Genomic DNA, 25,742 nt, shown 5'->3' on the forward strand with positions numbered 1-25,742 from the left:
CTAGACCGCTTGGGGCGGAAACCGTCCTAAACGCGCCTTATCAGCCGACTCATCCTCTCAGCCGGTCCCAGTCGTCCTTCTCGATACCCAGGCTGACGAGTAGCCGCCACACGTCGCTGGACGGGTCCCGGTCGAGGACCTTGCAGTCGGGTGCGTGCCCGGAACGAGCGGCCCACTTACGGGGAGACTGGGGCAGGTGATCCGGGTTGTGAGGGCTGGTGCGGTCGACGGGGCCGACCGCATAGCGCCCTGGGCCAGCCTTGCAGTCCCCGTGTTCGCACTGAGACACCAGCGCCTTGGCGTTCTGGATCGCGGCTTTCACGCGGCCCTCCAGAGCCTTGCGGCGGGGCCCCTGGATGCTCTTGTCGTTCCGCTTGTCGAAGCCCTTGAACGCCGGGTCGGCCTTGCGGAGCTTCTCCACCACGCCCTTACTCGTCCCGCTCTGCTTTCCTCCGAAGGACTGGAAGTGCAGGAGCAGCCACAGGTCGAACGACGGGTGTGAGAAGCAGATCTCCGTACCATCGGCCGCGGCCTGTTCGACCGCCTGTGGGATCTTCGTGTGCTGGTCCCGATCAAACAGCGCCCACGTCTCGTCGGTCGCGGCCTTCTCTCGCACGGCCTCGACCACCTGCTCGGGCGGCAAGCCGTTCACCTTGTACACGGGGACGATCCGGAACGGCTGGCCCGTCGTCGTGTGCTCGCCGGTTCCGAAGCGCTTGGTCAAATAGTCCAGGTAGTGGGGCTCGGTCGACTCACCCTCGCAGCCCACATAGAGGACCCGTTCCTGCTTGGACGGGATCGGCTGGGCAGGCACCAGCGGCCGCGCCTCCTCATCGCTCGATCCGCGCCTCTTCGACTTCTTCCCTACCGCTTGGGACTCGTCCCCGCCCGGCCTGCTCACGCTGACGCCTTCGCCTCTCGCTCGCGCTCCCGTTCCTTCTCCCGCCAGCCCAGAGCGCGGGTGATCTCGCCCACGCTGACCCGGGGCGCACCCCCATACCGCCCGCGGAGATATCCGCGCTCGAGGTCTTCGTCATCACCCGGCCTCGCCGCCGCGAGGGGGTAGAGCTCGGTCTCCCCGGAGGACTTCTTGGAGGTAATCCACACCTGCTCACGGGCCAGCGGCCGATCCAGGACCGCGCTGCCAAGGAGCGTCGCATCGTGCGTGGTGAAGAGCAGTTGCGCACCGCGCGGATTTGAGTTCGCATCCTGGAACAGTCGTACGACCTCGGCGGCCAGAGTCGGATGGAGGCTGGAATCCAGTTCGTCCACCAGGAGCACCGTGCCGGCGTCGAGGACGCTGAGCATGGGACCCAGGAAAGCAAACCAGGAGTGGGTGCCGAGCGATTCCTCGGTGAGGAAGTCTAGAGCGATCTCGTCACCGTCCGCGGTGCGGTGTTGCAGAGCGATCTCGCCACTCTTGCTATCCACATCGATGCCGTTGATGCCCAGGTCAGCGATGGAAAGCAGTTCGACCAGCCACGCCTTGTAGTCCTTGCCGCGCTTCGGGTCAGCCAGTAGCCGCTGTGTCCAGGCACTGCGGGCCTTGACGTCCGCGCCAGGAGTCACCAACCAGAGATTGTCGATGAACCACCTGTGCAGGGCGGCGAGCTGCGGGTCGTTGAGAGTGGCGCCAGTGGACAGGAACAGGGCGTTGGGCCGCGTGACAGGAACGAGAACGTCCGGGTGTCCCCGAAAGCCTCCCGATTGGGCGGAGGCGGGGAAAAGGAACTCGCCACCCTCCTCCTCGGGCCGATCTGCCTCCCGGTCGAACCAGACGACGCGCCGACCGTCAGGGTAGGCGTGCAGCCACTCTGCTTCCACCCGTTCGTCTGAGAGCTCGAAGCCGTAGGTGTAGCGGACCGGGTTCACTCCCAGCAACAGGTCGACTTCGTAGAGCGTCGTCTCCTCGGCGGCGGCGGGATCAAGCTTGAAAGGCTGGCGCGGCACGCCTGCCTGGGTAGCCCAGTCTGCAAACGAGGTACGAACGGCATCCCGCATGTCGAACAATGCTCGCAGGAGGTTCGTCTTACCGGACGCGTTGGCTCCGAAGACGCCCACTACGGGGAGGATTGCTACCTCCTGATCCTGGTCACGCAGCGTAGTCGAGCGCGCCATGCCGTCACCCGCTACGGCAGCGACCAACGACAGCTCGCACTCATCGCGAATCGAGCGGTGATTGGCCACCCGAAAGCGGAGGAGCACCGTCGACCTCCCGTAGGACGGGGATGCGACCCCGTCTTGCACTCGAATACCGTGGACACTCCACCTGCGAAGCCTATGACGGCGGCTGATCGGTGACCAGCCCGCGCTCTCTACGCGAAGAGCGCCGTGTATGGAAGGGCACGCGGCTGAGTCCTCGGCGGGAGCCGCGATACAGGGCAAGGTCAGTCGCCCAGCCCAAGCACCGGTTGACGCCAACCGTGACGCCAACCGGTCCGTATGACGGCACTTGCCAGCGACCTTCCAGGGACGGCAGAAGCTCTCAAACTAGGGCATATCAACGGCTCGGCTTGGCCTGAAAAGCGGAAGGTCGCCGGTTCGACCCCGGCCCTGGCCACAGCACAGCGAAAGGCCCCGGAGTCCACACTCCGGGGCCTTCGCCGTTCGCGGAACCTGCTGCCGTACCGACCCGCGCCTGCTCGCACTGACGCCAACCGGCTCGAACGGTGGCGCTCGACGATGGCCTTCCCCGCGTTCCCGGCACCGCGCCGGCTCCCGACCGCCCGGGAGCCGGGCCCGGGGTCAGGAGTTGATGAGGGCGGCGAGGCCGTCGAGGGTGCGGGCCAGGCCGAAGGTGTAGGCGTGGTCCGGGTGGTAGGCGGCGTTGTGGGCCTCGCCGGCGGCGGCGCCGACGCGGGTGGCGGTGGGGTAGCGGGCGGGGTCGAGGACGCGGGCGAGGAGTTCGGCGTTGGCGGACCACCAGTCGGCGTCGCTCATCGCGGAGTCCTGCTGCGCGGCGCGCTCGTCGGCGGCCATCCGGGCGCAGGTGTGGACGAAGCCGAGCAGGTGGGTGAGGGCGGCGTCGAGCTGGAGGTCGTCGAGGCCGGTGCCTTCCAGGGCGCGCAGCTCGTACTCGTACTTGGCCATCAGGCCGGGGCCGAGCGGGGGCCGTGAGGTGGGGACGGCGGTGGTCCAGGGGTGGGCGGCGTACAGGGCCCGGTTGTCGTCGGCGACGGCGGTGGCGCGGGCGCGCCAGTCGGGGCCGGCGGGGGCGCTGCGGGGCATCTCGGCGTAGAGGGTGTCGAGCATCAGGTCGAGCAGTTCGGCCTTGCCGGGGACGTACGTGTAGAGGGCCATCGGGGAGAGGCCGAGCTCCTGGGCGAGGCGTCGCATGGTGAGGGCGTCGAGGCCCTCGGCGTCGGCGATCCGGACGGCGGTGGCGGCGATGTCGGCGGTGGAGTGCGCCTGCCGGGGGCCGCGGCGGCCGGTGGTGGTGGGGACGCCCCAGAGCAGGGCGAGGGTCCGGGCCGGGTCGCCCGTGCTGCTCCGGTTGCTGGCCATGGCGGGATTCTTCCACGGGGGAATCGCCCTGGCCAGAATCTCCGTACTATGTATAGTGTACTGCGTACAGAGATAAGCCGGACCGTCCGCACCGCCCCGAAGGAGCCCCGTGAAGATCAACCGATCCGCCGTCTCGCTCACCGTCGAGGACGTCGACGCCTCCGCCGCCTTCTTCGCCGAGCGGCTCGGCTTCCGGGCCGAGATGTCCGCCGACGGCTTCGCCTCGCTCGGCCACCCGACCGCGGGGGTGAACGTGGTGCTGCTGCGCCGCGGCCTGGAGGTGCTGCCCGAGGGCTTCCGCGACCGGCACGCCGCGGGGGTGATCCTGGCGTTCACGGTGGACGACGCGGCCGCCGAGCAGGAGCGGCTCCGGGCCGCCGGGGTGCCGGTCACCATGCCGCTGCGGGACGAGCCGTGGGGGGAGCGGCTGTTCCAGGTCGCCGACCCGAACGGGGTGGTGGTCCAGTTCGTCCAGTGGCTGACCCCCGAGCAGGACTGACGGACCGACAGCGCCGCCCGCGAACAGCACCGGCCCGCGACCGGAGTTGACCCACGAACGGCACCGGCCGCCGTAGGGCGGGCGACCGGAACGGGCACTCCGGAAACCTCCACACCGTCGGCCTACTGGCCGGACATCCGCAGGTGTTAGCGTCACCAGCGCCACGGCCCGGGCCTGCCGCTCCGGGCCTCGTCCACCAGTAGGGGGAGGACTTCTCCGTTGTCAGGCATTCCCCGCTCAGCCTTCGCCCTCGCCGCCTCGACGGCGGGGCTGGCCCTGGTCGCCGCGACGGTGCTGACCGCCGTCCCGGCGGCCGCGGCCGAGCCCGCGGACCGGTCGTTGCAGCGTCAGTTCAGTTCGGCCGCGGCCGAGTTCCACGTTCCGGAGGGGCTGCTGCTGGCGCTGTCGTACCAGCAGACCCGCTGGGACAGCCATGACGGTGCCCCGAGCACCACCGGCAACTACAACGTGATGGGCCTGACCCAGGTCGACGTGTCGGCCGTCCGGGCCGCGCTGGCCGCCGGGCCGGGACCGGACACCGTGGACGGGCGGGGCGACGACCTGCCGGCCCGGCCGGTGCGGGGCGGGGTCCCGGCGCAGACCGTCCAGGACGGCCCCGAACTGCACACCCTGGACGCGGCGGCGAAGCTGCTCGGCCGCCCGGCCGCGGACCTCAGGTCGGACCCGGCGCAGAGCGTCCGGGGCGGCGCGGCACTGCTGGCCCAGTACCAGCGGGAGTCCGGACCGTCCGGGTCCGCCGATCCGACCGACTGGTACGCGGCGGTGGCCCGCTTCGGCGACCCGACGGCCGACCGGTCCGGCAGCCCGTCCGGCAGCCCGTTCGCCGACCGGGTGTTCGGCACGCTCCGCACCGGCGCGGACCGCCGGACGGCGGAGGGCCAGACGGTGCACCTGGCGGCCGCGCCGAACGCCGTCCCGAAGCCCGCCCCCCGGTCCGCCGCCAAGTCCGGCGCGCAGTCCGCCGCCCGCTCCACGGCCGAGTCCGGGACCCGGGCCGGGACCCAGGCCGCCGCCCCCGCCCGGTCCGCCGCGGCCGCGGACGGCTCGACGGAGTGCCCGGTCGAGCTGGGCTGCGACTTCCGTCCGGCGGCGTACGCGCTGACCGACCCGAAGGACCCCGGCTCGTACGGGAACTACACGCAGGCGAACCGCCCGGACGACGGCCAGCAGATCCAGTACATCGTCATCCACGACACCGAGGGCGGCTTCGAGGGGTCGATCTCGACCTTCCAGAACCCCTCCTCGCAGGCCAGCGCGCACTACATCGTCCGCTCCTCGGACGGGCACGTGACCCAGCTGGTGAACAACCGCCACGTCGCCTGGCACGCCGGCAACAAGACGGTCAACATGCACAGCATCGGCATCGAGCACGAGGGCTACGCGTTCCCCTCGGACCGGCCGACCTGGTACTCGGAGCAGCTGTACCAGTCCTCCGCGACGCTGGTGCGCTACCTCGCCGGCCGGTACGGCATCCCGCTGGACCGGGAGCACGTGATCGGGCACGACGACGTGCCGGGGCCGGTGCAGGCGAACGTGGCGGGGATGCACTGGGACCCGGGCACCTTCTGGGACTGGTCGCACTACATGGACCTGCTGGGCGCGCCGCTGCGCACCGCGCCGACCGGCGGCCAGCCCGCCGTCGGCAGCAAGGTCACCATCGCGCCGGCCTTCGACAGCACCAACCAGCCGCCCGTGAACGGCACCGCCGACCGGCCGGAGAACTTCGTCTACCTGCGCACCCAGCCGGACCCGAACGCGCCGCTGCTCAACGGCGGTTCGCAGAACGCCGCGGACTGGAAGGACAAGGCGGTCGCGGGCGCCGGCTACGTGGTGGCCGACGTCTCCGGCGAGTGGACGGCGATCTGGTACGACGGGCAGCGCGCCTGGTTCTACAACCCCTCGGGGCGGTCCGCGGTCCAGGACACCCGGCCGGGACGGACCCTGCTGACCCCGCGCGCGGGGCTGTCCTCGATCCCGGTGTACGGCCGGTCCTACCCGGAGTCCACGGCGTACCTGCCGTACCCGGCGATCACCGCGCAGCCGGTGTCGCCGCTGTCGGCGAGCATCCCGGCGGGGCAGTCGTACGTGGCGCTGTCCGCCGCTCCGGTGCGCTCGGACTACTACTACGCGATGAACATCGACGGCAGCGCCCCGAACGACCGGACGCTGGTGGTCGGCTGCGACACGTACTTCCCGATCCGCTACAACCACCGGCTGGCGTACCTCAAGTCCTCGGACGTGGACGGCGGGGCGGCCGCTCCGGGCTGCACCCGCCCGCCGGTGCCGAGCGCGGGCGTGCTGCGCGGGGCGGGGTCGGGCCGCTGCCTCGACGTGCCCGGCAACAGCCGGACCGACGGCACCGGCCTGGACATCTGGGACTGCAACGGCGGCGACAACCAGCAGTGGACGCTGACCGCCGACGGCCGGATCACCACGTACGGCGGCACCAAGTGCCTCGACGCCTACAACAACCAGACCGCCAACGGCACCAAGGTCGAGATCGCCACCTGCAACGGCGGCGCCAACCAGCAGTGGCGGCTGAACGCCGACGGCACCGTCACCGGCGTCCAGTCCGGCCGCTGCCTGGACGTCTCCGGCGCCTACACCGCCAACGGCACCCCCGTCGACCTGTGGGACTGCAACGGCGGCACCAACCAGAAGTGGGCCCGGACGGGCGTGCTGCGCGGGGCGGGGTCGGGCCGCTGCCTCGACGTGCCCGGCAACAGCCGGACCGACGGCACCGGCCTGGACATCTGGGACTGCAACGGCGGCGACAACCAGCAGTGGACGCTGACCGCCGACGGCCGGATCACCACGTACGGCGGCACCAAGTGCCTCGACGCCTACAACAACCAGACCGCCAACGGCACCAAGGTCGAGATCGCCACCTGCAACGGCGGCGCCAACCAGCAGTGGCGGCTCAACGCCGACGGCACCGTCACCGGCGTCCAGTCCGGCCGCTGCCTGGACGTCTCCGGCGCCTACACCGCCAACGGCACCCCCGTCGACCTGTGGGACTGCAACGGCGGCACCAACCAGAAGTGGAACCTGGTCTGACCGGGTAACTCCCGGGGGCACCCGCCCGGAGCGACTGCGGGCCCGGTCCGAGATCCTCGGGCCGGGCCCGCGGCGTTCGCGGGGCGGCCGGGTCAGCGGCGCAGCGCCTTGCGGGTGTTGCGGACCCGGCGGTGCACGCGCTGGACGTTGGCCAGGGCGTTCACCCGGCCGGCCAGGGTGAGGCGGTACTTGAGGCGCAGGAAGCGCGGTAGGGCGTCGATCCGCTCGGTGCCGATGGCGTCGAGCAGCCGGGTGATGTGCTCCCGGTAGGCGTCCCGGTAGGCGCGGTCGCCGTCGGGGACGGTCCAGAAGAACATCGGGACCTCCTCGACCAGGGTGTTGTGGTCGTAGGCCCGCAGGTGCTCGCGGTAGACCGGGTCGGGCTGTTCGAGCAGCCAGGCGCGGACGAGTTCGATGGAGCGGACCCGGTCGACGAGTCCGCGCGGGTCGGTGCGGCGCTGGGTGATGGAGCGGTCGCCGTCCTCGCGGATGCGCCAGTGGTAGATCGGTTCGGAGAGGACGTCGACCCGCTCGGCGAGGAAGTGGTGCGGGACGCTGACGGGGGCGTCCTCGTACAGGATGCCCTCGGGGTACTCCAGGCCGGCGGCCGCGTAGAAGGAGCGCCGGTAGACCTTGTTCCAGGCGGTGCGGTCGGTGACCAGCGCGGGCAGTTCGGCGATGTGGGTGCGCAGCCGGGTCTCGGCGAACGGGCGCCGGTGGACGTGCGAGGGTTCGAGTCCGGTGCTGCGCAGCCGGAGCACGTTGCCGGTCGCGAAGTCGGAGCCGGTCCCGTCCAGGGTGTCGATCATCAGCCGGTAGGCGCCGGGCGGGACGACGTCGTCGCTGTCGACGAAGGCCAGGTACTCGGTGCCGTCGGCGAGGTGGCGGACGCCGGTGTTGCGGGCGGCGCCGAGGCCCTGGTTGTGCTGCCGGACCAGGCGGAAGCGGGGGTCCTTGGCGGCGTAGGCGGCGGCGAGTTCGGCGCTGGTGTCGGTGGAGCCGTCGTCGACCATGACGCACTCGAGGTCGTCGAAGGTCTGGGCGGCGATCGAGTCCAGGCACTCCACGAGGTAGCGCTCGACGTTGTAGACGGGGACGACGACGGAGAGGCGGGGGGCCATCGGCTGCGCGGGGCCTTTCGGGCGGGGCGCCCGGGTCGGCTGGCGTGGTGGTGCCGGGCGAGGTTCCGTGCAGCCTATCCGCAGCGGGTGCCGGGCCGGGAACGGGCGCCGCTGCCCACCCCCGTGAGGCAACGGCGCCCGATCATCAGGTGCCGATCCTGCCGACCGGTCCACCAGGTGTCAACTATCGTGGATTCCCGGCCGGGTTTCCGGAAGACCGCCGGATCGGTTCCGCACGAAACAAGCACCGGTTCCTCAACGATCGTGCAGAACAGGCGGATCGTGGGATACGCCCGGGGGTACGGACCCTCTATGATCCGGCTCATGCCCCAGGACATCTCGCGCGCCGAAGCCCCGGACTTCGCCGGCCGCTTCCGGCGACTGATAGCGGTGATCTACCCGAAGGACCTCGGCCGGCCCTGGCGGGACTCGGAGATCGCCGAAGGCACCGGCCTGAGCGGCACGTACATCGGCAACCTGCGCAAGGGCACCCAGAAGCCGAGCCTGGAGAACGCCGTCCGGATCGCCAAGTTCTTCGGCGTCCCGCTCGACTACTTCTCCGACTCCCAGACCGCCCGGGCCGTCGAGCAGGACCTGCGCAAGATCGAGGCGCTGCGGGACGCCCGGGTGGAGCGGATCGCGATGCGGGCGGCCGGGCTGCCGCCGGAGATGCAGGACGCCGCACTCACTATTGTGGAGCAGTTGCGGCGGGCGGTCGGCCTGTCCGACGGGCCGCCGGACGAGGCCGGCCAGGGGACGTGACGGAGCGCCAGCAGGTGCCGCTGGGCCACTGGCGGCTTCCGGAAGGGGTCGACGTGCGGGGTGTGGGGAGCGGACTCGGGCGGACCCGTCGCCGGATGCGGGCGGTCGCGCGCGACCTGCGGCTGCCGCCGCTGAGCACCGCCGAGGAGCTGTGCGCGGCGGTCTCCGCGCACCTGGGGCGGCCGATCCGGATCGCGCCGCGCCGGATGCGGGTCGGCGAGCCCTCCGGTTTCGTCGAGCGGCTCCCCGACGAGGACGTGGTCCACGTCGAGCAGGAGACCTCCGGACTGCACCGCGCCCACATCGTCTGCCACGAGCTGGCCCACCTGCTCTGCGGGCACCTGTCCGAGCCGGCCCTGCTCGACCCGGCCGCCGCCTCGGTCGAACTGCCCACCATCGACCCGGAGATGCTCCGGCTGGTGCTCGGCCGCTCGCACTACGACGACACCGCCGAGGAGGAGGCCGAGGTGCTGGGCGCCGAGCTGATGCGCCTGCTGGTGCTGGCCCCCGGCGCCGGCACCACCTCGCAGCTCGCTCCCGCGCTGGAGCACCGCAAGGGACAGCATGTCTGAACTGCCGTACAACCTGGTCTACTTGGGCATCGGCGGCGCCGCCTGGGCGGTGGCCGCGCTGAAGTTCCGGGCCTGGCGGCGGGAGCCCTCGTTCGGGCTGCTGGTGGTCGCGCTGGCGATCGCCTCCCCGTCCACCGCCTTCCTGCTGGCCTCCCCGCTGCTCTACCGGGCGATCGGGCACCTCACCGGCGTCGGCAACCTCGCCACCCTCTTCGTCTACCTCGGCATCGTCGGCTTCTCGGCCGCCGCCGTGGTGCTGGCCCTGGTCTGGACGCCGCCGGAGGAACGCGCGGGCACCGAGATCTGGGCGCCGCTGGACGACCGGCTGCGGCGGCGGGTGCGCCACCGCGCCGCGGTGTTCGCCGCCCTGGTGCCGGTGCTGGCCGGGCTGTTCCTGGCCGGCGGCCCGTACCGGCCGGAGACGCCGCTGACCTTCGACACCACCTTCGCCCCGCGCGCCGCCACCGCCCTGTTCCTGGCGCTCTACCAGGGCCTGTTCGCCTACGCGCTGGTCGACATCGGCCGGGTCTGCCTCGGCCACGCGACCCGGCTGCCGGCGGGCTGGCTGCGCCGCGGCATCCGGCTGATCGCCGTCGGCGCGCTCACCGCCTGCGGCTACGTGCTGTGCAAGCTGGCCGCGATCGTCCTGGCGTACGCCGGGGCGGGCGGCGCGGAGTGGCTCAGCACCGCGCTCGGTCCGGCCTTCGCCGCCCTCGGCGCGGTCGGCATCACCTGCGGCTTCGCCGGCCCGGCCGGGGCCGCCTGGGCGATCCGCCGCCGCGACTTCCGCGCCCTGCGCCCGCTCTGGGACCTGGTCTACCGGGCCGACCGGCGGCTCGCCCTGGAGGGACCGCCCTCCCCCGCCTGGCGCGAGCGCCTGGCCCTGCGCGACCTGGAGTGGCGCACCACCCGGCGCGGGCTGGAGATCCGCGACGGGCAGCTGACGCTCCGTCCGTGGATCGACCCGGCCGCCGTGCACCGGGCCCGCGACCTCGCCGACCGGGTCTCGCTGCACCCCGGCGACCGGGACGCCCTGGTGGTCGCCGCCGCCCTGCGCTCCGCCGTCACCGGGCTGGCCGCGGGCGCGGTGCCGCGCCCGCGCGAGGAGCAGCCGGTGCTGCCGGGCCTGGACGCCGCCCCCGCCGAGGAGCGCGCCCACCTGGTCCGGGTCGCCGACTACCTGGGGTCGCCGCTGCTGGACCAGGTCCTGGCACCCGCCGCCGCACCGCCCGCCACCCCGCCCGCCGCGCCGTGACGCCCCCCGCGGCCGACCGCCCCCGGGACGCCTTCGCCGAGCTGGTGCTGCACCGCGCCCCGCAGCGGGCCCGGGTCGGCCTGACGCTCGGCTTCGTCCGCACCTTCGCCGTCCCGCAGATCGCCGGGGTGCTGGCCGGGACGGGGCGGCTGACCACCGCCCCGAAGGCCCGGGCGAAGGCCACCGGGGCGGTGATGTTCGAGCTGATCGGCCACGGCGTGGACAGCCCGCGCGGCCGGGAGGTCGTCGCCGAGCTGGCCGCCCTGCACCGGCTGCCGGGCGTGGACGCGGAGACGATGCGCTACGTGCTGGCCTGCTTCACCGTCTGCCCGGTGGAGTTCGCCCGCGGCGGCGCGGCGGTCCGGTCCGCGGCGTTCGCCTTCCAGGCGGAACTGGCCCGGGCCCTGGGCCTGCCCCCGCTGCCCGGCCCGGACCTGGCCGGGGTGGCCGCCTGGATGCGCGCGTTCGAGGCCGACCGGTTCGCGCCCAGCGAGGCCGGGCAGGCCCTGTGGCGCTCGGTCTCCGCCCTGTTCGCGGCCCGCCTCCCGGGCCCGCTGGCCCGCCGCGCCCCGGCCTTCGCGGCCGCCCTGCTGGACGACCCGCTGCGGGCCGCCTTCGCCGTTCCCCGCCCGTCCTGGCCGCTGCGGGCGGCGGCCGCGGTGGCCTTCCGGCTGGCCCGCTGACGGGACGTCAGGCGGAGCGGCCCGGCCCGTGCACCCGGCGGTGGCTCCAGGCCAGCAGGCCGAGCAGGATCAGGCCGGAGAGGATCAGGCTCGCGCCGGTGGCCCAGCCGGCCAGCGGCAGGTCCGGCAGCAGTCCGGCGGCCACGCCCGCGGCGATCAGGCCGAGCCCGGCGAGCAGCGAACCGGCGATCCGCCAGCCGGAGGCGACGCTCGCCTCCACGCCCTGCATCGCCTTGGCCCGGACCGGTTCGACGAACCGGGCGAAGGCCGGCACCGCGCGGGCGACCAGCACCATCCCGGCCAGGATCAGCAGCATCCCGGGGCCGGGCAGCACCAGCAGCACCACCCCGACCGCGATCAGCGCCGTGCCGGCCACCCCGAACGCCACCCGGGCCACCGGGTGGGCCGTCGCCGGGTCCGCCTCGTACCCGGGCCGCTGTCGTTCCGTACTCACTCGTCCACCCGCCACGGCCGCCGCTCCGGTCGTCGTCGATCAGTTCCCGTCCCGAGGAGAACGGATCACTCCGGTTCCGCGTTCCACCGTGCCAGGAACAGCGCGGGCCCGCCCGGGGCGCTCCCCCGGACGGGCCCGCGGCGGTGCCCCGCGGACGGTCAGTCGACGCCCTTGCGGCGGTAGGGCTGGTAGGCCGAGCCGCCGTGGAAGTACGGGTAGGGGATCTCCCGGGAGACCATGCCCGCGTCGCCGCTGTCCTCGATGCCGATGTACCGGGTGTGGGCGGCGTCCGCCCAGCCCGCGAACAGGATGGTGTGGTCGCCGGAGATCATCGCGTCACCGGGCTGCAGGTCGCCCTTGGTGATGTGCGTGGAGACGTCGTTCTCCATCAGGCCCCAGGTGTTGCGGCCGGGGCCGGGCAGGCCCCAGGCGCAGGAGACCAGGCCGGAGCAGTCCACCCGGTAGCCGTTGGTGATCGCGCTCTGGCTGTAGCCGAGCTTGTGCTCGGCGCGTTCCAGGGCGCGCTCCACGATGGCCTTGCGCTCGGGTGAGAGCCCGTCCAGGTTGGGCCGGGCCTTCACGCCCAGGCCCTCGCCGTTCTTCCGGTGCGTCTTGTTGGACCAGGCGTCCCAGCTCTTGCCGTTGTCGCCGTAGTGGGTCTGCCAGTCGCCGGTGGAGCGGTCCTTGAGCTTCGGGCCGTCGAACTTGCCGCCCGGCCCGCCGGTCGGGGTGCCCGACCCGGTGTCGCCGCCGTCGTGGTGGCCCGGCGAGCTGGGCTGGGACGGGTGGCCGCTGCCACCGCTGCCACCGCTGCCGCCCTTGTGCCCGCCCTTGTCGCCGGCGCTGTCGATCCCGGTGCCGGGCGCCTTGGGCTGCGGCTTCTCCTCGACCTTGGGCTTCTTCATCTGCTCGGCGATCCGCTTCTCGGCCGCCTCGTACGCCGCGATCAGCTGCTTGATCTTCGCGGCGTCCTGCTGCAGCTCCTTGGTGAGCTGCTCCTTGGTCTTCATCAGTGCGTCGGCCCGGCTGTTGATCGCCGAGACGTCCTTGGTGACCTGGGCGAGGACCGCCCCGGCGCCGAAGACGTTGGCGATCCAGCCCGAGAACACGTCGGTGGCGGCCGCCTTGGCGACCGTCTCCCGGATGTGCCCGACCTGCTTGCTCATCTCGGTCATCCGCTGGTTGATCTGCTCGAAGTCGCGCTGGATCTTCAGCAGTTCGCCCGGCTGGAAACCGAACTGATTCCCCGTCATGGACGGAAGTCCCCTTCTTCCTCGCCCCGTCGTCCGCCGCTGCCGCTAGAGGACGTTCGCCAGCTGCTTGACCGCGTCGCCGAGCTGGGTGAGTTCGTCGGCGACGGTGTTCAGCTCGCGGACGCGGCCCTGCGCGTGCGCGGTGAAGGCGTCGGCGGCCGCGCCGTGCCAGGTCATGCCGGACAGCACGCCGCTGACCTCGCGGCCGAGGCCGTCCACCTGCTTGCCGAGTTCGGCCAGCTCCTGCGCGATCTTGTTGAGCTCGGCGTCGGCGTCGCCGAACATCTTGCCCAGCGCCCAGTGCGCGATCTCGGCCGGCGCCATCACGATGTCCTCGCCGACCTTCACCACGTCGCCGGCGAGGTTCTTCACATCGCCCCACAGGTCCATGACGCTCCCCCTGTTTCCCCGTTTTCCCCGAATTCCAGTTCCCCCCAGGCTAGTCAGTGGGGGCGGTCGGCGAAACGGGCGGGTACCCGCCGGAAGCGGGACGGCGGACTCCGCCGGAACGGCTGTTCGCGGTCCGCCCGCCCCGCCTGTGACACTGGACGTGCTCGAAAACCGAGGTGCGCCCCGGCCCTGTCTTTCTGCAACCTAGAGGGATGCCCGCAGTGAGTTCTCCCGTAGCCCCGCAGCCCGCCCCCACGCTCGCGGAGCTGGCCGCCCGGCTGCCCGGCCTGACGCTGCGCGACGCGCAGCGCCTGGGCCGCCGCCTGGAGGGCATCCGCAAGGTCCGTTCGGACGAGGCCCGGCAGCAGGTGCTGGCCGAGCTGGGCGGCGAGTTCGACCGCGCCGAGCTGCGGGTGGCCGACCGCCTCGCGGCGGTGCCGGTGATCCGCTACCCGCAGGAACTGCCGGTGGCGCAGAAGAAGGACGAGATCCTGGCCGCCGTCCGGGACCACCAGGTGGTGATCGTCGCGGGCGAGACCGGCTCCGGCAAGACCACCCAGATCCCGAAGATCTGCCTGGAGCTGGGCCGCGGCGTGCGCGGCCTGATCGGCCACACCCAGCCGCGCCGGATCGCCGCCCGCACGGTGGCCGAGCGGGTCGCCGAGGAGCTGGACACCCCGCTCGGCGGGGCGGTCGGCTGGAAGGTCCGGTTCACCGACCAGGCCGGCCCGGACACCCTGGTCAAGCTGATGACCGACGGCATCCTGCTGGCCGAGGTCCAGACCGACCGGGACCTGCGCCAGTACGACACCCTGATCATCGACGAGGCGCACGAGCGCAGCCTGAACATCGACTTCCTGCTCGGCTACCTCAAGCAGCTGCTGCCCCGCCGCCCCGACCTCAAGGTGATCATCACCTCCGCGACCATCGACCCGGAGCGCTTCGCCGAGCACTTCGACGGCGCCCCGATCATCGAGGTCTCCGGCCGCACCTATCCGGTCGAGGTCCGCTACCGCCCGCTCCTCGACGACGAGGAGTTCGAGGAGGACGAGAACGACCGGGACCGCGACCGCGACCAGATCCAGGGGATCTGCGACGCGGTCGAGGAGCTGCAGGCCGAGGGGCCGGGCGACATCCTGGTGTTCCTCTCCGGCGAGCGCGAGATCCGCGACACCGCCGACGCGCTGACCAAGCTGAAACTGAAGTTCACCGAGATCCTCCCGCTCTACGCCCGGCTCTCCTCGGCCGAGCAGCACCGGGTCTTCCAGCGCTCGAACTCCCGCCGGGTCGTCCTGGCCACCAACGTCGCCGAGACCTCGCTGACCGTCCCCGGCATCAAGTACGTGATCGACCCGGGCACCGCCCGGATCTCCCGCTACAGCCACCGCACCAAGGTCCAGCGCCTGCCGATCGAGGCGGTCAGCCAGGCCAGCGCCAACCAGCGCAAGGGCCGCTGCGGCCGCACCTCGGACGGCATCTGCATCCGGCTGTACTCGGAGGAGGACTTCCTCTCCCGCCCCGAGTTCACCGACGCCGAGATCCTGCGCACCAACCTGGCCTCGGTGATCCTGCAGATGACGGCGGCGGGCCTGGGCGACATCGCGGCCTTCCCGTTCCTCGACCCGCCGGACTCCCGGAACATCAAGGACGGCGTCCACCTGCTGCAGGAGCTGGGCGCCCTCGACCCGGACGAGAAGGACCCGCGCAAGCGGCTGACCGACCTGGGCCGCAAGCTCGCCCAGCTCCCGGTCGACCCGCGGATGGCCCGGATGGTGCTGGAGGCCGACCGGCTCGGCTGCGTCCGCGACGTGATGGTGATCGCCGCCGCGCTCTCCATCCAGGACCCGCGCGAACGCCCCGCCGAGAAGCGCCAGGCCGCCGACGAGCGGCACCGCCGCTTCCACTCGGAGACCTCCGACTTCCTGTCCTACCTGGCGATGTGGCGCTACGTCCGGGAGCAGCAGAAGGAGCTGTCCTCCTCGGCGTTCCGCCGGATGTGCAAGTCCGAGTTCCTGAACTACCTGCGGATACGGGAGTGGCAGGACGTCTACGTCCAGCTGCGCACCATCGCCAAGCAGCTCGGCGTGACGATCGACGAGCCCCGTGACGACGCCGAGCCGGACGCGGACCGGATCCACCAGGCGCTGCTCTCCGGTCTGCTCTCCCACCTCGGCCTGTTCGACGTGGAGAAGCGCGAGTACGCGGGCGCCCGCGGCGCCCGGTTCGCGGTGTTCCCGGGGTCGGGACTGTTCAAGAAGCCGCCGCGCTGGGTGATGTCGGCCGAGCTGGTGGAGACCTCCCGGCTGTGGGCGCGGATCAACGCGAAGATCGAGCCGGAGTGGGTGGAGCCGCTGGCGGCGCACCTGATCAAGCGCACCTACAGCGAGCCGCACTGGGAGAAGAAGGCCGGCGCGGTGCTGGCGTACGAGAAGGTCACGCTGTACGGCCTGCCGATCGTCGCCCAGCGCAAGGTCAACTACGGCCGGATCGACCCGGAGCTGTGCCGGGAGCTGTTCATCCGCTCCGCCCTGGTGGAGGGCGACTGGGAGACCCACCACCGGTTCTTCGCGGAGAACCGCAAGCTGCTCGACGAGGTCGAGGAGCTGGAGAACCGGGCCCGCCGCCGGGACATCATGGTGGACGACCAGACCCTGTTCGACTTCTACGACGCCCGGCTGCCCGAGGACGTGGTCTCCGGCCGGCACTTCGACGCCTGGTGGAAGAAGACCCGCCGCGACCAGCCCGACCTGCTCAACTTCGAGAAGTCGATGCTGATCAACGACTCGGCGGACGGGATCGCCGAGGCCGACTACCCGGACTTCTGGCAGCAGGGCAAGCTGCGCTTCCCGCTGACGTACCAGTTCGAGCCGGGCAGCGACGCGGACGGCGTGACGGTGCACATCCCGCTGCCGGTGCTGAACCAGGTGGTGGACGAGGGCTTCGACTGGCAGATCCCGGGCCTGCGCGCGGAGCTGGTGACGGCCTGGATCCGCTCGCTGCCGAAGGCGGTGCGCCGCAACTTCGTCCCGGCCCCGGACTACGCCCGGGCGGCGATGCACGAGCTGACGGACCGCCAGGAGCCGCTGCTGCCGACCCTGGAGCGGGTGCTGCACCGGATGTCGGGCCTGCCGATCCCGCCGGAGGCGTGGGACGAGGAGCGGGTGCCGGACCACCTGAAGGTGACCTTCCGGGTGGTGGACGGCAAGCGGAAGCTCGCCGAGTCCAAGGACCTGGAGGAGTTGCGCCGCAAGCTGCAGCCGAAGCTGTCCGCGACGCTCTCCAGCGCCGCTTCCGGCCGCGGCATCGAGCGCACCGGCCTGACGGCCTGGCCGGCCGACCTGCCGATCCTGCAGCGCACCTTCGAGCAGCGCTCCAAGGGCCATTCGCTGCGCGCCTACCCGGCGCTGGTGGACGAGGGCGCCACGGTCGGCATCAAGCTGTTCGACACTCCGGAGGCCCAGCAGCGGGCGATGTGGACGGGCACCCGCCGGCTGCTGATGCTGACGGTCAACTCCCCGGCGAAGGGCATCCAGGGCCGGCTGGGCAACCAGGCGAAGCTGGCCCTGTCGTACAACCCGCACGGGTCGATCCCGGCCCTGTTCGAGGACATCGTGGCGGCGGCGACCGACCGCCTGATGGAGCTGAACGGCGGGGTGGCCTGGGACGCGGAGGCGTTCGGCACGCTGTACGACAAGGTCCGCGCGGACCTGTACGAGCTGTCGGCGGACACCACGCTGAAGACGGCGACGGCGCTGATCGCCTTCCACAAGGCGTCGACCCGGCTGCGGACGGTCTCCAGCCCGGTGCTGCTGTCCGCGGTGAACGACGTCCGGCTGCACCTGGCCTCGCTGGTGCACCCGGGCTTCGTGACCGGCACGGGCTGGCAGCGCCTCGGCGACCTGAAGCGCTACCTGCTGGCGGTGGACCGCCGCCTGGAGGCGCTGCCCAACCACCCGCAGCGCGACCTGCAGAACCTGCTGAAGGTACAGGCCGTGCAGCAGGCGTACGGGGAGCTGCTGGCCCGGGTGCCGGAGGGCCGGGAGCCGTCGCCGGAGGTCCGGGCGGTCCGCTGGATGATCGAGGAGCTGCGGGTGAGCTTCTTCGCGCAGGGCCTGGGCACGCCGAGCCCGGTGTCGGAGAAGCGCATCCTGAAGGCGATGGAGGCGGCCGCGGCGTCGCTCTGACGGCGGATCGGGAACCGGCTCCGGGGTGCTCCGGAGCCGGTTCGACCTGGGGGGTCGCCATGCAGTACAGTCTGTCTTGTCCGCAGGCGAGAGCAGGCGGGCAAGGATCAGAACACTGGTCCCGTGGAGCAGTTGGTTAGCTCGCCACCCTGTCAAGGTGGAGGTCGCGGGTTCAAGTCCCGTCGGGATCGCATTACGGGTGAGGCCCGGAACCGTCAAGGTTCCGGGCCTTATCGCATTCCGGGCGCGGGTCGCAAGACGGCGCCGCTGTGATCACCGTCACGGAACGCCTTTCGAGACGTCAGTTCCCGGAGATCCCCCCAAAGTGCCCATATTTAATATGTGAAATTGTACTGACTTTCCCGCTATTGCCCCCCTCTCCCTCCCGCCCCAACAGGAATCACCGATTCCGCCCCGGACACGCCGAAGGGCCGCCCCTCCCGACCCGGCGGAGTCGGGGAGAACGGCCCTTCGAACTACCCGGTGCGCGGTCCCGACCCGGCGGAGTCGGGGTACGCGGCCCAGGGGAAGACGGGAAATCAGACCTCGGTGCGCTGGGCCGGAATACCGGCCAGCAGGGCACGCACCTCCGCCTCGCGGTAGCGGCGGTGCCCGCCGAGGGTCCGGATCGACGTGAGCTTGCCGGCCTTGGCCCAGCGAGTCACGGTCTTCGGGTCCACGCGGAACATCGTGGCGACCTCTGCCGGTGTCAGCAGGGGCTCTGCGTCAGGGGTACGAGCGGTCATGAGCGGCCTCCTCGGAGAACCGAACCAGGGCGGTTCTATCCTTCAAATTCTGCACCTTGGCCCGCGATGCCCGAAATGGCAGGGACGGGCCGAGTCGGTTATAGGACGAACGGCTTGTCCTGGTGTCTACAACTACACCATCCGTCCAGTCCCATCGGCCAAACCGTCAAAATTGACCCCTCACGGGTTCAAGGGCGACGGAAGGCCATGGACCACCCCATAACGGACAGTCACGCAGTGATGACGAGCGGTCACGGTACGGAGCGTCCGGTCGGGCTTGGGTTGGTTGTCCCATTTTGGCATATAGGTCTGAGTTGGCGTCAACGGTGAGTAGTGTCACGTTCCATGGGTATTGACCCGATCCGGGACCATGGTCCCGGAAACCCCACTCATGGTATGGACCATCCTGACTTCTCGCACCGACATTCGAGAGAACCGTCTCCGCCCCTGCTCAGGACGACTGCCGCAGCGCCAGCACCCGCCGCCACCGTCCGGTCAGCTCCTCGTGCACCCGGGCCGCCTCGTCGGTGTCGCCCGACCGCAGCGCCGCCAGCCCGGCGGCCAGGTCGCCCACCGAGTGCTCCTCCGCCAGGCCCCCGGGGCCGAGCAGCCGGGCCAGGCCCCCGTAGTCCAGCTCCACCAGCGAGCGCGGGTGGAACTCCTCCAGCCAGCGCCCGATCTCCTCGGCCCCGTCCACCAGCACCCCGTCCGGCGCCTTCTCCCGCAGCACCCGGTACGCCCGGGCCACCCGGCGGCGCGCCTGCACCATCGGCGTCAGGTAGAACAGCGCGGCCGGCTCCGCCCGCCCGTCCTCGCCCGCGGAGCCGTACTCGCCGGCCGGCAGGTGGTGGCGGTCCTCCTCGCCGAAGGCCAGGAACCAGCGGATCGGCACCTCCCAACGGCTCGTCAGGATCCAGGGCCGGGCGTCGGGGTGGTCCTGCTGCCACTGCGCCCGCTCCGCCTCGGCGGCGCTCCGCAGGGCCGGCGGCAGCACCGTGTCCACCAGGTGCGCGGGCAGCGTCCTGGGCAGCTCCTGGAGCGCCAGCCAGCCCCGCAGCCGGGTCGTCCAGGGGCAGACGTAGGTCACCCCGTCCAGCAGCCGCAGATAGGCCCTCCCGTCCTCCCGGTCCGGCAGCGGACGGGGCGTCAGGGCGGCCAGCCGGGCCAGCGCGCCGCGCTGCTCGGCCAGCGCGGCCCCGGTCACCGGACGGCCCGGCCCCTCGGCGTCGGGCCCGTGCGCGGCGGCGTACGCCTGCCAGCGCGAGCGGTCCGGCTCGGGGTAGGCGGCCAGCGGCTCGTAGACCCGCAGCTGCGCGGTGTAGGGCGGGATCACGGTCGTGCGCGGAGCGGTCACGATCCGCATCGTCGCACGCGCCTCAGGTCCTCGTCAGGGTGTCGTACGGACGGCTTCGGTCGTTGTGCTCCGGGGGCCGTCGAGGGGCAGATTCGAAGGCGGACCCGGGGCTAGGCTTCCACCAGACGCCCGCACCACCGCCGCGGGCCATTCCTACTGGAGTCACCACCGTGACCGACGTACACACCACGCACCCCGCACCAGGCGTGCTGAGCCGAGTCTTCGGCACCGGACAGGACGGCGAGGGGCACGAGCAGGTCGTGCTCTGCCACGACCGCTCCTCCGGCCTCAAGGCGATCATCGCCATCCACTCCACCGCCCTCGGCCCGGCCCTGGGCGGCACCCGCTTCTTCCCGTACGCGAGCGAGGAGGACGCGCTGCAGGACGCGCTGAACCTCTCCCGCGGGATGAGCTACAAGAACGCCCTCGCCGGGCTCGACCTCGGCGGCGGCAAGGCCGTCATCATCGGCGACCCGAACCAGGACAAGAACGAGGCCGTGCTGCGCGCCTACGGCCGCTTCGTGGAGTCGCTGCGCGGCCGCTACGTGACCGCCTGCGACGTCGGCACCTACGTCCAGGACATGGATGTGGTGGCCCGCGAGACCTCCTTCGTGACCGGCCGCTCGCCCGAGCACGGCGGCGCCGGCGACTCGTCCATCCTGACCGCCTTCGGCGTCTTCCAGGGCATGCGCGCCTCCGCGCGGGCCCGCTGGGGCCAGCCCACCCTGCGCGGGAAGCGGGTCGGCGTGGCGGGCGTCGGCAAGGTCGGCCACTACCTGGTCGGCCACCTGGTCGCGGACGGCGCCACCGTGGTCGTCACGGACGTCTCCGAGACCGCCGTGAACCGGGTCCGGGCCGCCCACCCGGAGGTCGAGGTGGTGGCCGACACCGGCGCCCTGCTGGCCTCCGCGCTGGACGTCTACGCCCCGTGCGCGCTCGGCGGCGCGCTGACCGACGACACCGTCGCCGCGCTCGGCGCGGCCGGCACCGCGATCGTCTGCGGCGCGGCCAACAACCAGCTCGCCCACCCGGGCGTGGAGAAGGACCTCGCCGACCGCGGCATCCTCTACGCGCCGGACTACCTGGTGAACTCCGGCGGCGTGATCCAGGTCGCCGACGAGATCGAGGGCTTCAACTTCGACCGGGCCAAGAACAAGGCCACGAAGATCTTCGACACCACGCTGGAGATCTTCACCCGGGCCGCCTCCGACGGCGTCCCCCCGGCGGTGGCCGCCGACCGGCTCGCCGAGAAGCGGATGCGCGAGATCAGCGCGCTGCGCTCGGTGCTGCTCCCGGCCGCCCGGCGGGGCTGACCGCGACCGCCCGGATGCGCGGGGCCGAACACCCCCCGGCCCCGCGCATCACGATGTGGAACCGGATTCTCAGTCCGTCCCCCGATCGGGCGATACCGCGCCTCCTTCGGGGGATAATCTCTGCAGGAACGACGGGACCGGCCGCTGGCCGGACAGCCTGCGAAAGCCTCGGAATTCCCCTCTGACCAGGGCGGACCTGGTTCGGGGGGGCTCGGGTGCGCGCCACGTCACACGGGCGACGTACCGTCCGGCGGCGGAAACAGGTACCGTTAATGCTCCAAGGGACGGTTTCCCACTTCGGGCAGGCCGGACCTGATCATCAACACGTGTCAGACTCGGGGCCGTGAGCCCCACCGTTGAGGGGGTCGACCCATGGGGCGCGGCCGGGCCAAGGCCAAGCAGACGAAGGTCGCCCGCGAGCTGAAGTACAACAGCGGCGGGTTCGACGCTAACCGTCTGTCAAACGAGCTGGGTGTATCCCCGTCCACCGCGATCGAGCCTGAGCCGATCGAGGACGACGACGAGGACGACCCCTACGCGGCTTACGCGGACAGGTACAACCAGGACGACGACGAAGAAGAGGAAACCCCTCCGTTCCGTCGCCGCGCTTGACGTTCTTCGACCGGACCGGCCAGGGCGCTCCCCGTGAGCGCCGGGCCGGTTTTCGGCGTCCGGTGACGCCCCGGTCGTGCGCAGGGCCCCGCCGCGGGTGCGACGGGGCCCCTCGCCGTGCCCCGGGTCAGAACGACTCGTAGGCGTTGTACAGGGCGGCGCCGCCGTCGTGCTCGGCACCGCGGTCGACCACGTCGCCGAGCAGCCAGGACTCCACGCCGCGGTCCTCCAGGACGGCGAGCACGGTGTCGACCGACTCCGGCGGGACGACGGCGACCATGCCGACGCCCATGTTCAGGGTCTTCTCGATCTCCAGCGTCTGCATCGCGCCGACCTTGGCGACGGTGCTGAACACCGGCAGCGGCGACCAGGTGCCGCGGTCCAGGCGGGCGTGCAGGCCGTCCGGGATGACCCGGGCCAGGTTGGCGGCCAGGCCGCCGCCGGTGACGTGCGAGAAGGCGTGGATCTCGGTGGCGCGGGTGAGCGCCAGGCAGTCCAGCGAGTAGATCTTCGTGGGCTCCAGCAGTTCCTCGCCGAGGGTGCGGCCGAACTCCTCGACCCGGCGGTCCAGCGACCAGCCGGCCTGGTTCAGCAGCACGTGCCGGACCAGCGAGTAGCCGTTGGAGTGCAGGCCGGAGGCGGCCATCGCGATCACCACGTCGCCCGCGCGGACCCGGTCCGCGCCGAGCAGCGCGTCGGCCTCGACCACGCCGGTGCCGGCGCCGGCCACGTCGTACTCGTCCGGGCCGAGCAGGCCCGGGTGCTCGGCGGTCTCGCCGCCGACCAGCGCGCAGCCGGCCAGCGTGCAGCCCTCGGCGATGCCCTTGACGATGGCGGCGACCCGCTCCGGGACGACCTTGCCGACGCAGATGTAGTCGGTCATGAACAGCGGCTCGGCGCCGCACACCACCAGGTCGTCGACGACCATGGCGACCAGGTCGTGGCCGATGGTGTCGTGCTTGTCCATGGCCTGGGCGATGGCGACCTTGGTGCCGACGCCGTCGGTGGCGGTGGCCAGCAGCGGGCGCTCGTAGCGCTTGAAGGCGGAGGCGTCGAAGAGTCCGGCGAAGCCGCCGATGCCGCCGACCACCTCGGGGCGGCTGCTCTTCCTCACCCACTGCTTCATCAGCTCGACGGCGCGGTCGCCGGCCTCGATGTCGACACCCGCGGCGGCGTAGGTCGCCCCGGTCTCGTTGCTGGTCACCTGGTGTGGCCCTTTCGAAGTGGTGGTACCGCCGCCCCCGGCTGTGCGCCGGGGGCGGCTCGCACGGTTACGGGCGTCGCAGCGCGTCCGCCGCGCCCGCGCCACCCAGCAGCGACTGCACGCCGTCGAGGTCGCTGGTCTGCTTGCCGCCGCGGACGGGCTGCTTGGCCTGGCCGCCGGCGATCTCGGCCTCGAGCAGGAGCTTGCCGAGCAGTGCCGGGTCGGGCAGCTCCATCGGGTACTCGCCGTCGAAGCAGGCCCGGCAGAGCTGGTCCTTGGGCTGCTTGGTGGCCTCGATCATGCCGTCGATCGAGATGTAGGCCAGCGAGTCGGCGCCCAGCGAGCGGCCGATCTCGTCGACCGACAGGCCGTTGGCGATCAGCTCGGCGCGGGTGGCGAAGTCGATGCCGAAGAAGCACGGCCACTTCACCGGCGGCGAGGAGATCCGGATGTGGACCTCGGCCGCACCGGCCTCGCGGAGCATCCGGACCAGCGCGCGCTGGGTGTTGCCGCGGACGATCGAGTCGTCGACGACCACCAGGCGCTTGCCCCGGATGACCTCCTTGAGCGGGTTGAGCTTGAGCCGGATGCCGAGCTGCCGGATCGTCTGGTTCGGCTGGATGAAGGTCCGGCCGACGTAGGCGTTCTTCACCAGGCCGGAGCCGAACGGGATGCCGCTGGCCTCGGCGTAGCCGATCGCGGCGGGCGTGCCGGACTCCGGCGTCGCTATCACCAGGTCGGCCTCGGCCGGGGCCTCGGCGGCCAGCCTGCGGCCCATCTCCACCCGGGAGAGGTGCACGTTCCGGCCGGAGATGGTGGTGTCCGGGCGGGCCAGGTACACGTACTCGAAGACGCAGCCCTTGGGCTTGGCCTCGGCGAAGCGCGAGGTGCGCATGCCGTTCTCGTCGATGGCGATCAGCTCGCCGGGCTCCACCTCGCGGATGAAGCTGGCGCCGACGATGTCGAGGGCGGAGGTCTCGGAGGCGACCACCCAGCCGCGCTCGATCCGGCCGAGCACCAGCGGGCGGATGCCCTGCGGGTCGCGGGCGGCGTAGAGCGTGTGCTCGTCCATGAACACCAGCGAGAAGGCGCCCTTGACGCCGGGCAGCACCTTGCGGGCCGTCTCCTCGATGGAGAGGTCCGGGTGGCCGGCCAGCAGGGCGGTCAGCAGGTCGGTGTCGTTGGTGGCCGCGGTCCGGCCGGAGCGGGAGACGTGCTCCTCGCCCGGCAGTTCGGCGACCATCGCCGCGAGTTCGGCGGTGTTGACCAGGTTTCCGTTGTGGCCGAGGGCCAGCGAACCGTGAACGGTCGCGCGGAAGGTCGGCTGGGCGTTCTCCCAGACCGAGGACCCGGTGGTCGAGTAGCGGGCATGTCCGACGGCGATATGCCCGTGCAGCGACCCCAGGGATGTCTCGTCGAAGACCTGGGAGACGAGTCCCATGTCCTTGAAGACGAGAATCTGGGAGCCGTTGCTCACTGCGATGCCCGCGGATTCCTGTCCGCGGTGCTGCAGGGCATAGAGGCCGAAGTACGTGAGCTTCGCGACCTCCTCGCCGGGAGCCCAGACACCGAAGACGCCGCAAGCGTCCTGGGGGCCCTTCTCGCCGGGAAGGAGGTCGTGGTTGAGTCGTCCGTCACCACGTGGCACGACTCCGAGTCTAGGGCAGCCGGGGCGAACGGCCTGCTGGCAGGCCCGGGGTACGCGCGTAGACAACGCCTCTTACCAGCTCGGCGGGCGGTGCGGGCCCGGCTTCACGCCCTTGTCACCGGGCGTTCGCACGGCGGCCGGAGGGACGGAACGTGAGCCTGGTCACCCTGGGTGATCAGGCCGGGAGCAGCAGCCGCCAGGAGGACGGGCGGACCGTCCAGGTGCGCTGCCGGACCGGGCCGACCGGGCAGCCGTCGGCCTCGTAGCCGAAGCCGCGGCCGGCCACGGTGAGCCGGTCGGCGCGGTGGCGCTGCGGGCGGCCGTCGAGGTCGAGGGCGAGTTCCATCGCGCCGTCGACCACGGCGACCCGCAGGTGGCGCACCCGCTGGTGGACGTCGGCGAGCAGGCGGCCGTCGGCCTCGATCCGCAGTTCGTCGGCGGTGGCGGTGGGGCTCGCCTGCTCGGCCGCAGCCAATTTCGCCCATAGCGAACGCCATCCACCCGTTCGGCCCTGGTGCGCGCCGACGAACCGGACCTCGGCGAGCACCACGCCGCCGCCGTCGTCGAGCAGCAGGTCGAGCCGTCGGGCCCCGCCGGCCAGCACCGCGCGGGCGGCCGCGACCGGCTCGGCGGGCACCCCGAGCAGCCGGGCGGTGGCGGTGCTGACCGGGCCGCCGACCGGGACCAGCCCGACCGGGTCGGCGTCCAGCTCGCGCTGTCGGTGCAACGCCTGGAGCACCCGCTGCAGCGCCTGGTCGGAGCCGACCACCACCGCGCGGCGGCGGCCGCGGTGCGCGAGCGCCCGGTCGAGTTCGGACGGGCTCTGCGGCAGCGCGACCTTCACGTCGGCGCCCCCGCAGAGCACGTCCTTGGCGATCCGCACCGACTCGCCGTCGGCCTCCCGGGCCGACGGGTCGAGCAGCACCAGCAGCGGCCCGGGGCCCTCGGTGTCGTCCGGGGGGCGGGATACGGGCGTGGACAGCGACGACACGACCGGTCCTTCCTCAGGTAATCTCTCGGTGCAAGAGCCCCTTGCGCCATTGCGCCAGGGGCTTCGTCCATCTCGGGCCAGACTGCGGTCTTCGCAGGATGCCCCAACCGGAAGGGGTG

At 72.0% G+C, this 25,742-nt stretch carries 21 protein-coding genes and 2 tRNA genes; 11 read left to right on the forward strand and 12 right to left on the reverse strand.

All coding sequences use genetic code 11. The features are described 5' to 3' along the window. Positions 1-49: 49 nt before the first annotated feature. Together ACIQBJ_RS09205 and ACIQBJ_RS09210 are read right to left on the reverse strand one after the other, a co-directional pair. Complete coding sequence (locus ACIQBJ_RS09205; RefSeq protein ID WP_400706130.1) at positions 50-901, reverse strand: RloB family protein; 852 nt, start codon at positions 899-901, stop codon at positions 50-52. Continuing rightward, on the reverse strand, positions 898-2,205 hold the full coding sequence (locus ACIQBJ_RS09210; RefSeq protein WP_400706133.1) for an ATP/GTP-binding protein: 1,308 nt from the start codon (positions 2,203-2,205) through the stop codon (positions 898-900). The genes ACIQBJ_RS09205 and ACIQBJ_RS09210 overlap by 4 nt, the downstream gene beginning before the upstream one ends. Before the next feature lie 289 nt (positions 2,206-2,494). Between ACIQBJ_RS09210 and ACIQBJ_RS09215 the strand changes: the two genes are divergently transcribed. Then, positions 2,495-2,560 (forward strand) — tRNA-Phe (locus tag ACIQBJ_RS09215). A 185-nt stretch (positions 2,561-2,745) separates the two neighbouring features. Here the strand turns inward: ACIQBJ_RS09215 and ACIQBJ_RS09220 are convergent. After that, positions 2,746-3,504, reverse strand: a complete 759-nt coding sequence (locus ACIQBJ_RS09220; RefSeq protein WP_400706136.1) for a TetR/AcrR family transcriptional regulator — start codon at positions 3,502-3,504, stop codon at positions 2,746-2,748. Between the two features lie 109 nt (positions 3,505-3,613). Between ACIQBJ_RS09220 and ACIQBJ_RS09225 the strand changes: the two genes are divergently transcribed. After that, a complete protein-coding gene (locus ACIQBJ_RS09225; protein WP_400706139.1) occupies positions 3,614-4,003 on the forward strand; it encodes a VOC family protein in 390 nt (129 codons plus the stop codon). Between the two features lie 219 nt (positions 4,004-4,222). Then, the gene (locus tag ACIQBJ_RS09230) at positions 4,223-7,081 is read left to right on the forward strand and encodes a ricin-type beta-trefoil lectin domain protein (RefSeq protein WP_400706142.1); all 2,859 of its coding nucleotides are present in this window, start codon (positions 4,223-4,225) and stop codon (positions 7,079-7,081) included. 92 nt (positions 7,082-7,173) lie between these two features. On the opposite strand, the gene ACIQBJ_RS09235 is transcribed toward ACIQBJ_RS09230, so the two are convergent. Next, on the reverse strand, positions 7,174-8,202 hold the full coding sequence (locus ACIQBJ_RS09235) for a glycosyltransferase family 2 protein (RefSeq protein ID WP_400706145.1): 1,029 nt from the start codon (positions 8,200-8,202) through the stop codon (positions 7,174-7,176). A gap of 324 nt (positions 8,203-8,526) precedes the next feature. Between ACIQBJ_RS09235 and ACIQBJ_RS09240 the strand changes: the two genes are divergently transcribed. The 4 genes from ACIQBJ_RS09240 (at position 8,527) to ACIQBJ_RS09255 (ending at position 11,474) form a co-directional block, all read left to right on the forward strand. Next, entirely contained in the window at positions 8,527-8,964 is a 438-nt protein-coding gene (locus tag ACIQBJ_RS09240; RefSeq protein ID WP_400706148.1) for a helix-turn-helix domain-containing protein, read from the forward strand. 95 nt (positions 8,965-9,059) lie between these two features. Then, positions 9,060-9,536, forward strand: coding sequence for a hypothetical protein (locus tag ACIQBJ_RS09245; protein ID WP_400706151.1), 477 nt, complete (start codon positions 9,060-9,062; stop codon positions 9,534-9,536). Then, positions 9,529-10,791, forward strand: coding sequence for an MAB_1171c family putative transporter (locus ACIQBJ_RS09250; protein WP_400706154.1), 1,263 nt, complete (start codon positions 9,529-9,531; stop codon positions 10,789-10,791). Before ACIQBJ_RS09245 ends, ACIQBJ_RS09250 begins: the two co-directional genes overlap by 8 nt. Next, positions 10,788-11,474: a DUF2236 domain-containing protein gene (locus tag ACIQBJ_RS09255; protein WP_400706157.1), complete on the forward strand. Its 687-nt coding sequence runs from the start codon at positions 10,788-10,790 to the stop codon at positions 11,472-11,474. Before ACIQBJ_RS09250 ends, ACIQBJ_RS09255 begins: the two co-directional genes overlap by 4 nt. A gap of 7 nt (positions 11,475-11,481) precedes the next feature. Here ACIQBJ_RS09255 and ACIQBJ_RS09260 read toward each other — a convergent pair whose 3' ends face one another. From ACIQBJ_RS09260 to ACIQBJ_RS09270, 3 genes are all read right to left on the reverse strand, one after another. Next, positions 11,482-11,928, reverse strand: coding sequence for a PGPGW domain-containing protein (locus ACIQBJ_RS09260; RefSeq protein WP_400706160.1), 447 nt, complete (start codon positions 11,926-11,928; stop codon positions 11,482-11,484). Positions 11,929-12,086: 158 nt separating this feature from the next. Continuing rightward, entirely contained in the window at positions 12,087-13,181 is a 1,095-nt protein-coding gene (locus ACIQBJ_RS09265; RefSeq protein WP_400706163.1) for a hypothetical protein, read from the reverse strand. Between the two features lie 45 nt (positions 13,182-13,226). Then, positions 13,227-13,571 (reverse strand): WXG100 family type VII secretion target, encoded by a 345-nt coding sequence (locus ACIQBJ_RS09270; protein WP_400706165.1) that lies wholly within the window; start codon positions 13,569-13,571, stop codon positions 13,227-13,229. Between the two features lie 212 nt (positions 13,572-13,783). Here ACIQBJ_RS09270 and hrpA point away from each other — a divergent pair, with 212 nt between their 5' ends. Both hrpA and ACIQBJ_RS09280 read left to right on the forward strand, forming a co-directional pair. Continuing rightward, positions 13,784-17,755, forward strand: a complete 3,972-nt coding sequence (gene hrpA, locus ACIQBJ_RS09275) for an ATP-dependent RNA helicase HrpA (RefSeq protein ID WP_400706168.1) — start codon at positions 13,784-13,786, stop codon at positions 17,753-17,755. Positions 17,756-17,872: 117 nt separating this feature from the next. Continuing rightward, a tRNA-Asp gene (locus ACIQBJ_RS09280) sits at positions 17,873-17,946 on the forward strand. 348 nt (positions 17,947-18,294) lie between these two features. Here the strand turns inward: ACIQBJ_RS09280 and bldC are convergent. Beyond that, positions 18,295-18,501 (reverse strand): developmental transcriptional regulator BldC, encoded by a 207-nt coding sequence (gene bldC / locus ACIQBJ_RS09285; RefSeq protein WP_030459248.1) that lies wholly within the window; start codon positions 18,499-18,501, stop codon positions 18,295-18,297. Positions 18,502-18,952: 451 nt separating this feature from the next. Next, positions 18,953-19,855, reverse strand: a complete 903-nt coding sequence (locus tag ACIQBJ_RS09290; RefSeq protein ID WP_400706171.1) for a hypothetical protein — start codon at positions 19,853-19,855, stop codon at positions 18,953-18,955. 170 nt (positions 19,856-20,025) lie between these two features. On the opposite strand from ACIQBJ_RS09290, the gene ACIQBJ_RS09295 reads away from it, so the two are divergent. Together ACIQBJ_RS09295 and ACIQBJ_RS09300 are read left to right on the forward strand one after the other, a co-directional pair. Beyond that, on the forward strand, positions 20,026-21,168 hold the full coding sequence (locus ACIQBJ_RS09295; RefSeq protein WP_400706174.1) for a Glu/Leu/Phe/Val dehydrogenase dimerization domain-containing protein: 1,143 nt from the start codon (positions 20,026-20,028) through the stop codon (positions 21,166-21,168). A gap of 372 nt (positions 21,169-21,540) precedes the next feature. Next, a complete protein-coding gene (locus tag ACIQBJ_RS09300) occupies positions 21,541-21,780 on the forward strand; it encodes a DUF3073 family protein (protein WP_400706177.1) in 240 nt (79 codons plus the stop codon). 127 nt (positions 21,781-21,907) lie between these two features. Here the strand turns inward: ACIQBJ_RS09300 and purM are convergent, their stop codons facing one another. The 3 genes from purM to ACIQBJ_RS09315 all read right to left on the reverse strand — a co-directional run bounded on the left by purM (position 21,908) and on the right by ACIQBJ_RS09315 (position 25,623). Continuing rightward, the gene (gene purM, locus ACIQBJ_RS09305) at positions 21,908-22,984 is read right to left on the reverse strand and encodes a phosphoribosylformylglycinamidine cyclo-ligase (protein ID WP_400706180.1); all 1,077 of its coding nucleotides are present in this window, start codon (positions 22,982-22,984) and stop codon (positions 21,908-21,910) included. A 67-nt stretch (positions 22,985-23,051) separates the two neighbouring features. After that, positions 23,052-24,632 (reverse strand): amidophosphoribosyltransferase, encoded by a 1,581-nt coding sequence (gene purF, locus ACIQBJ_RS09310; RefSeq protein WP_400706183.1) that lies wholly within the window; start codon positions 24,630-24,632, stop codon positions 23,052-23,054. A 175-nt stretch (positions 24,633-24,807) separates the two neighbouring features. Continuing rightward, positions 24,808-25,623 carry a diacylglycerol kinase gene (locus tag ACIQBJ_RS09315; protein ID WP_400706186.1) on the reverse strand — a complete coding sequence of 272 codons (816 nt, stop codon included), beginning with the start codon at positions 25,621-25,623 and terminating at the stop codon, positions 24,808-24,810. Positions 25,624-25,742: the final 119 nt, after the last annotated feature.

Source organism: Kitasatospora sp. NPDC088391 (assembly GCF_044753345.1).
Lineage (GTDB): Bacteria > Actinomycetota > Actinomycetes > Streptomycetales > Streptomycetaceae > Kitasatospora.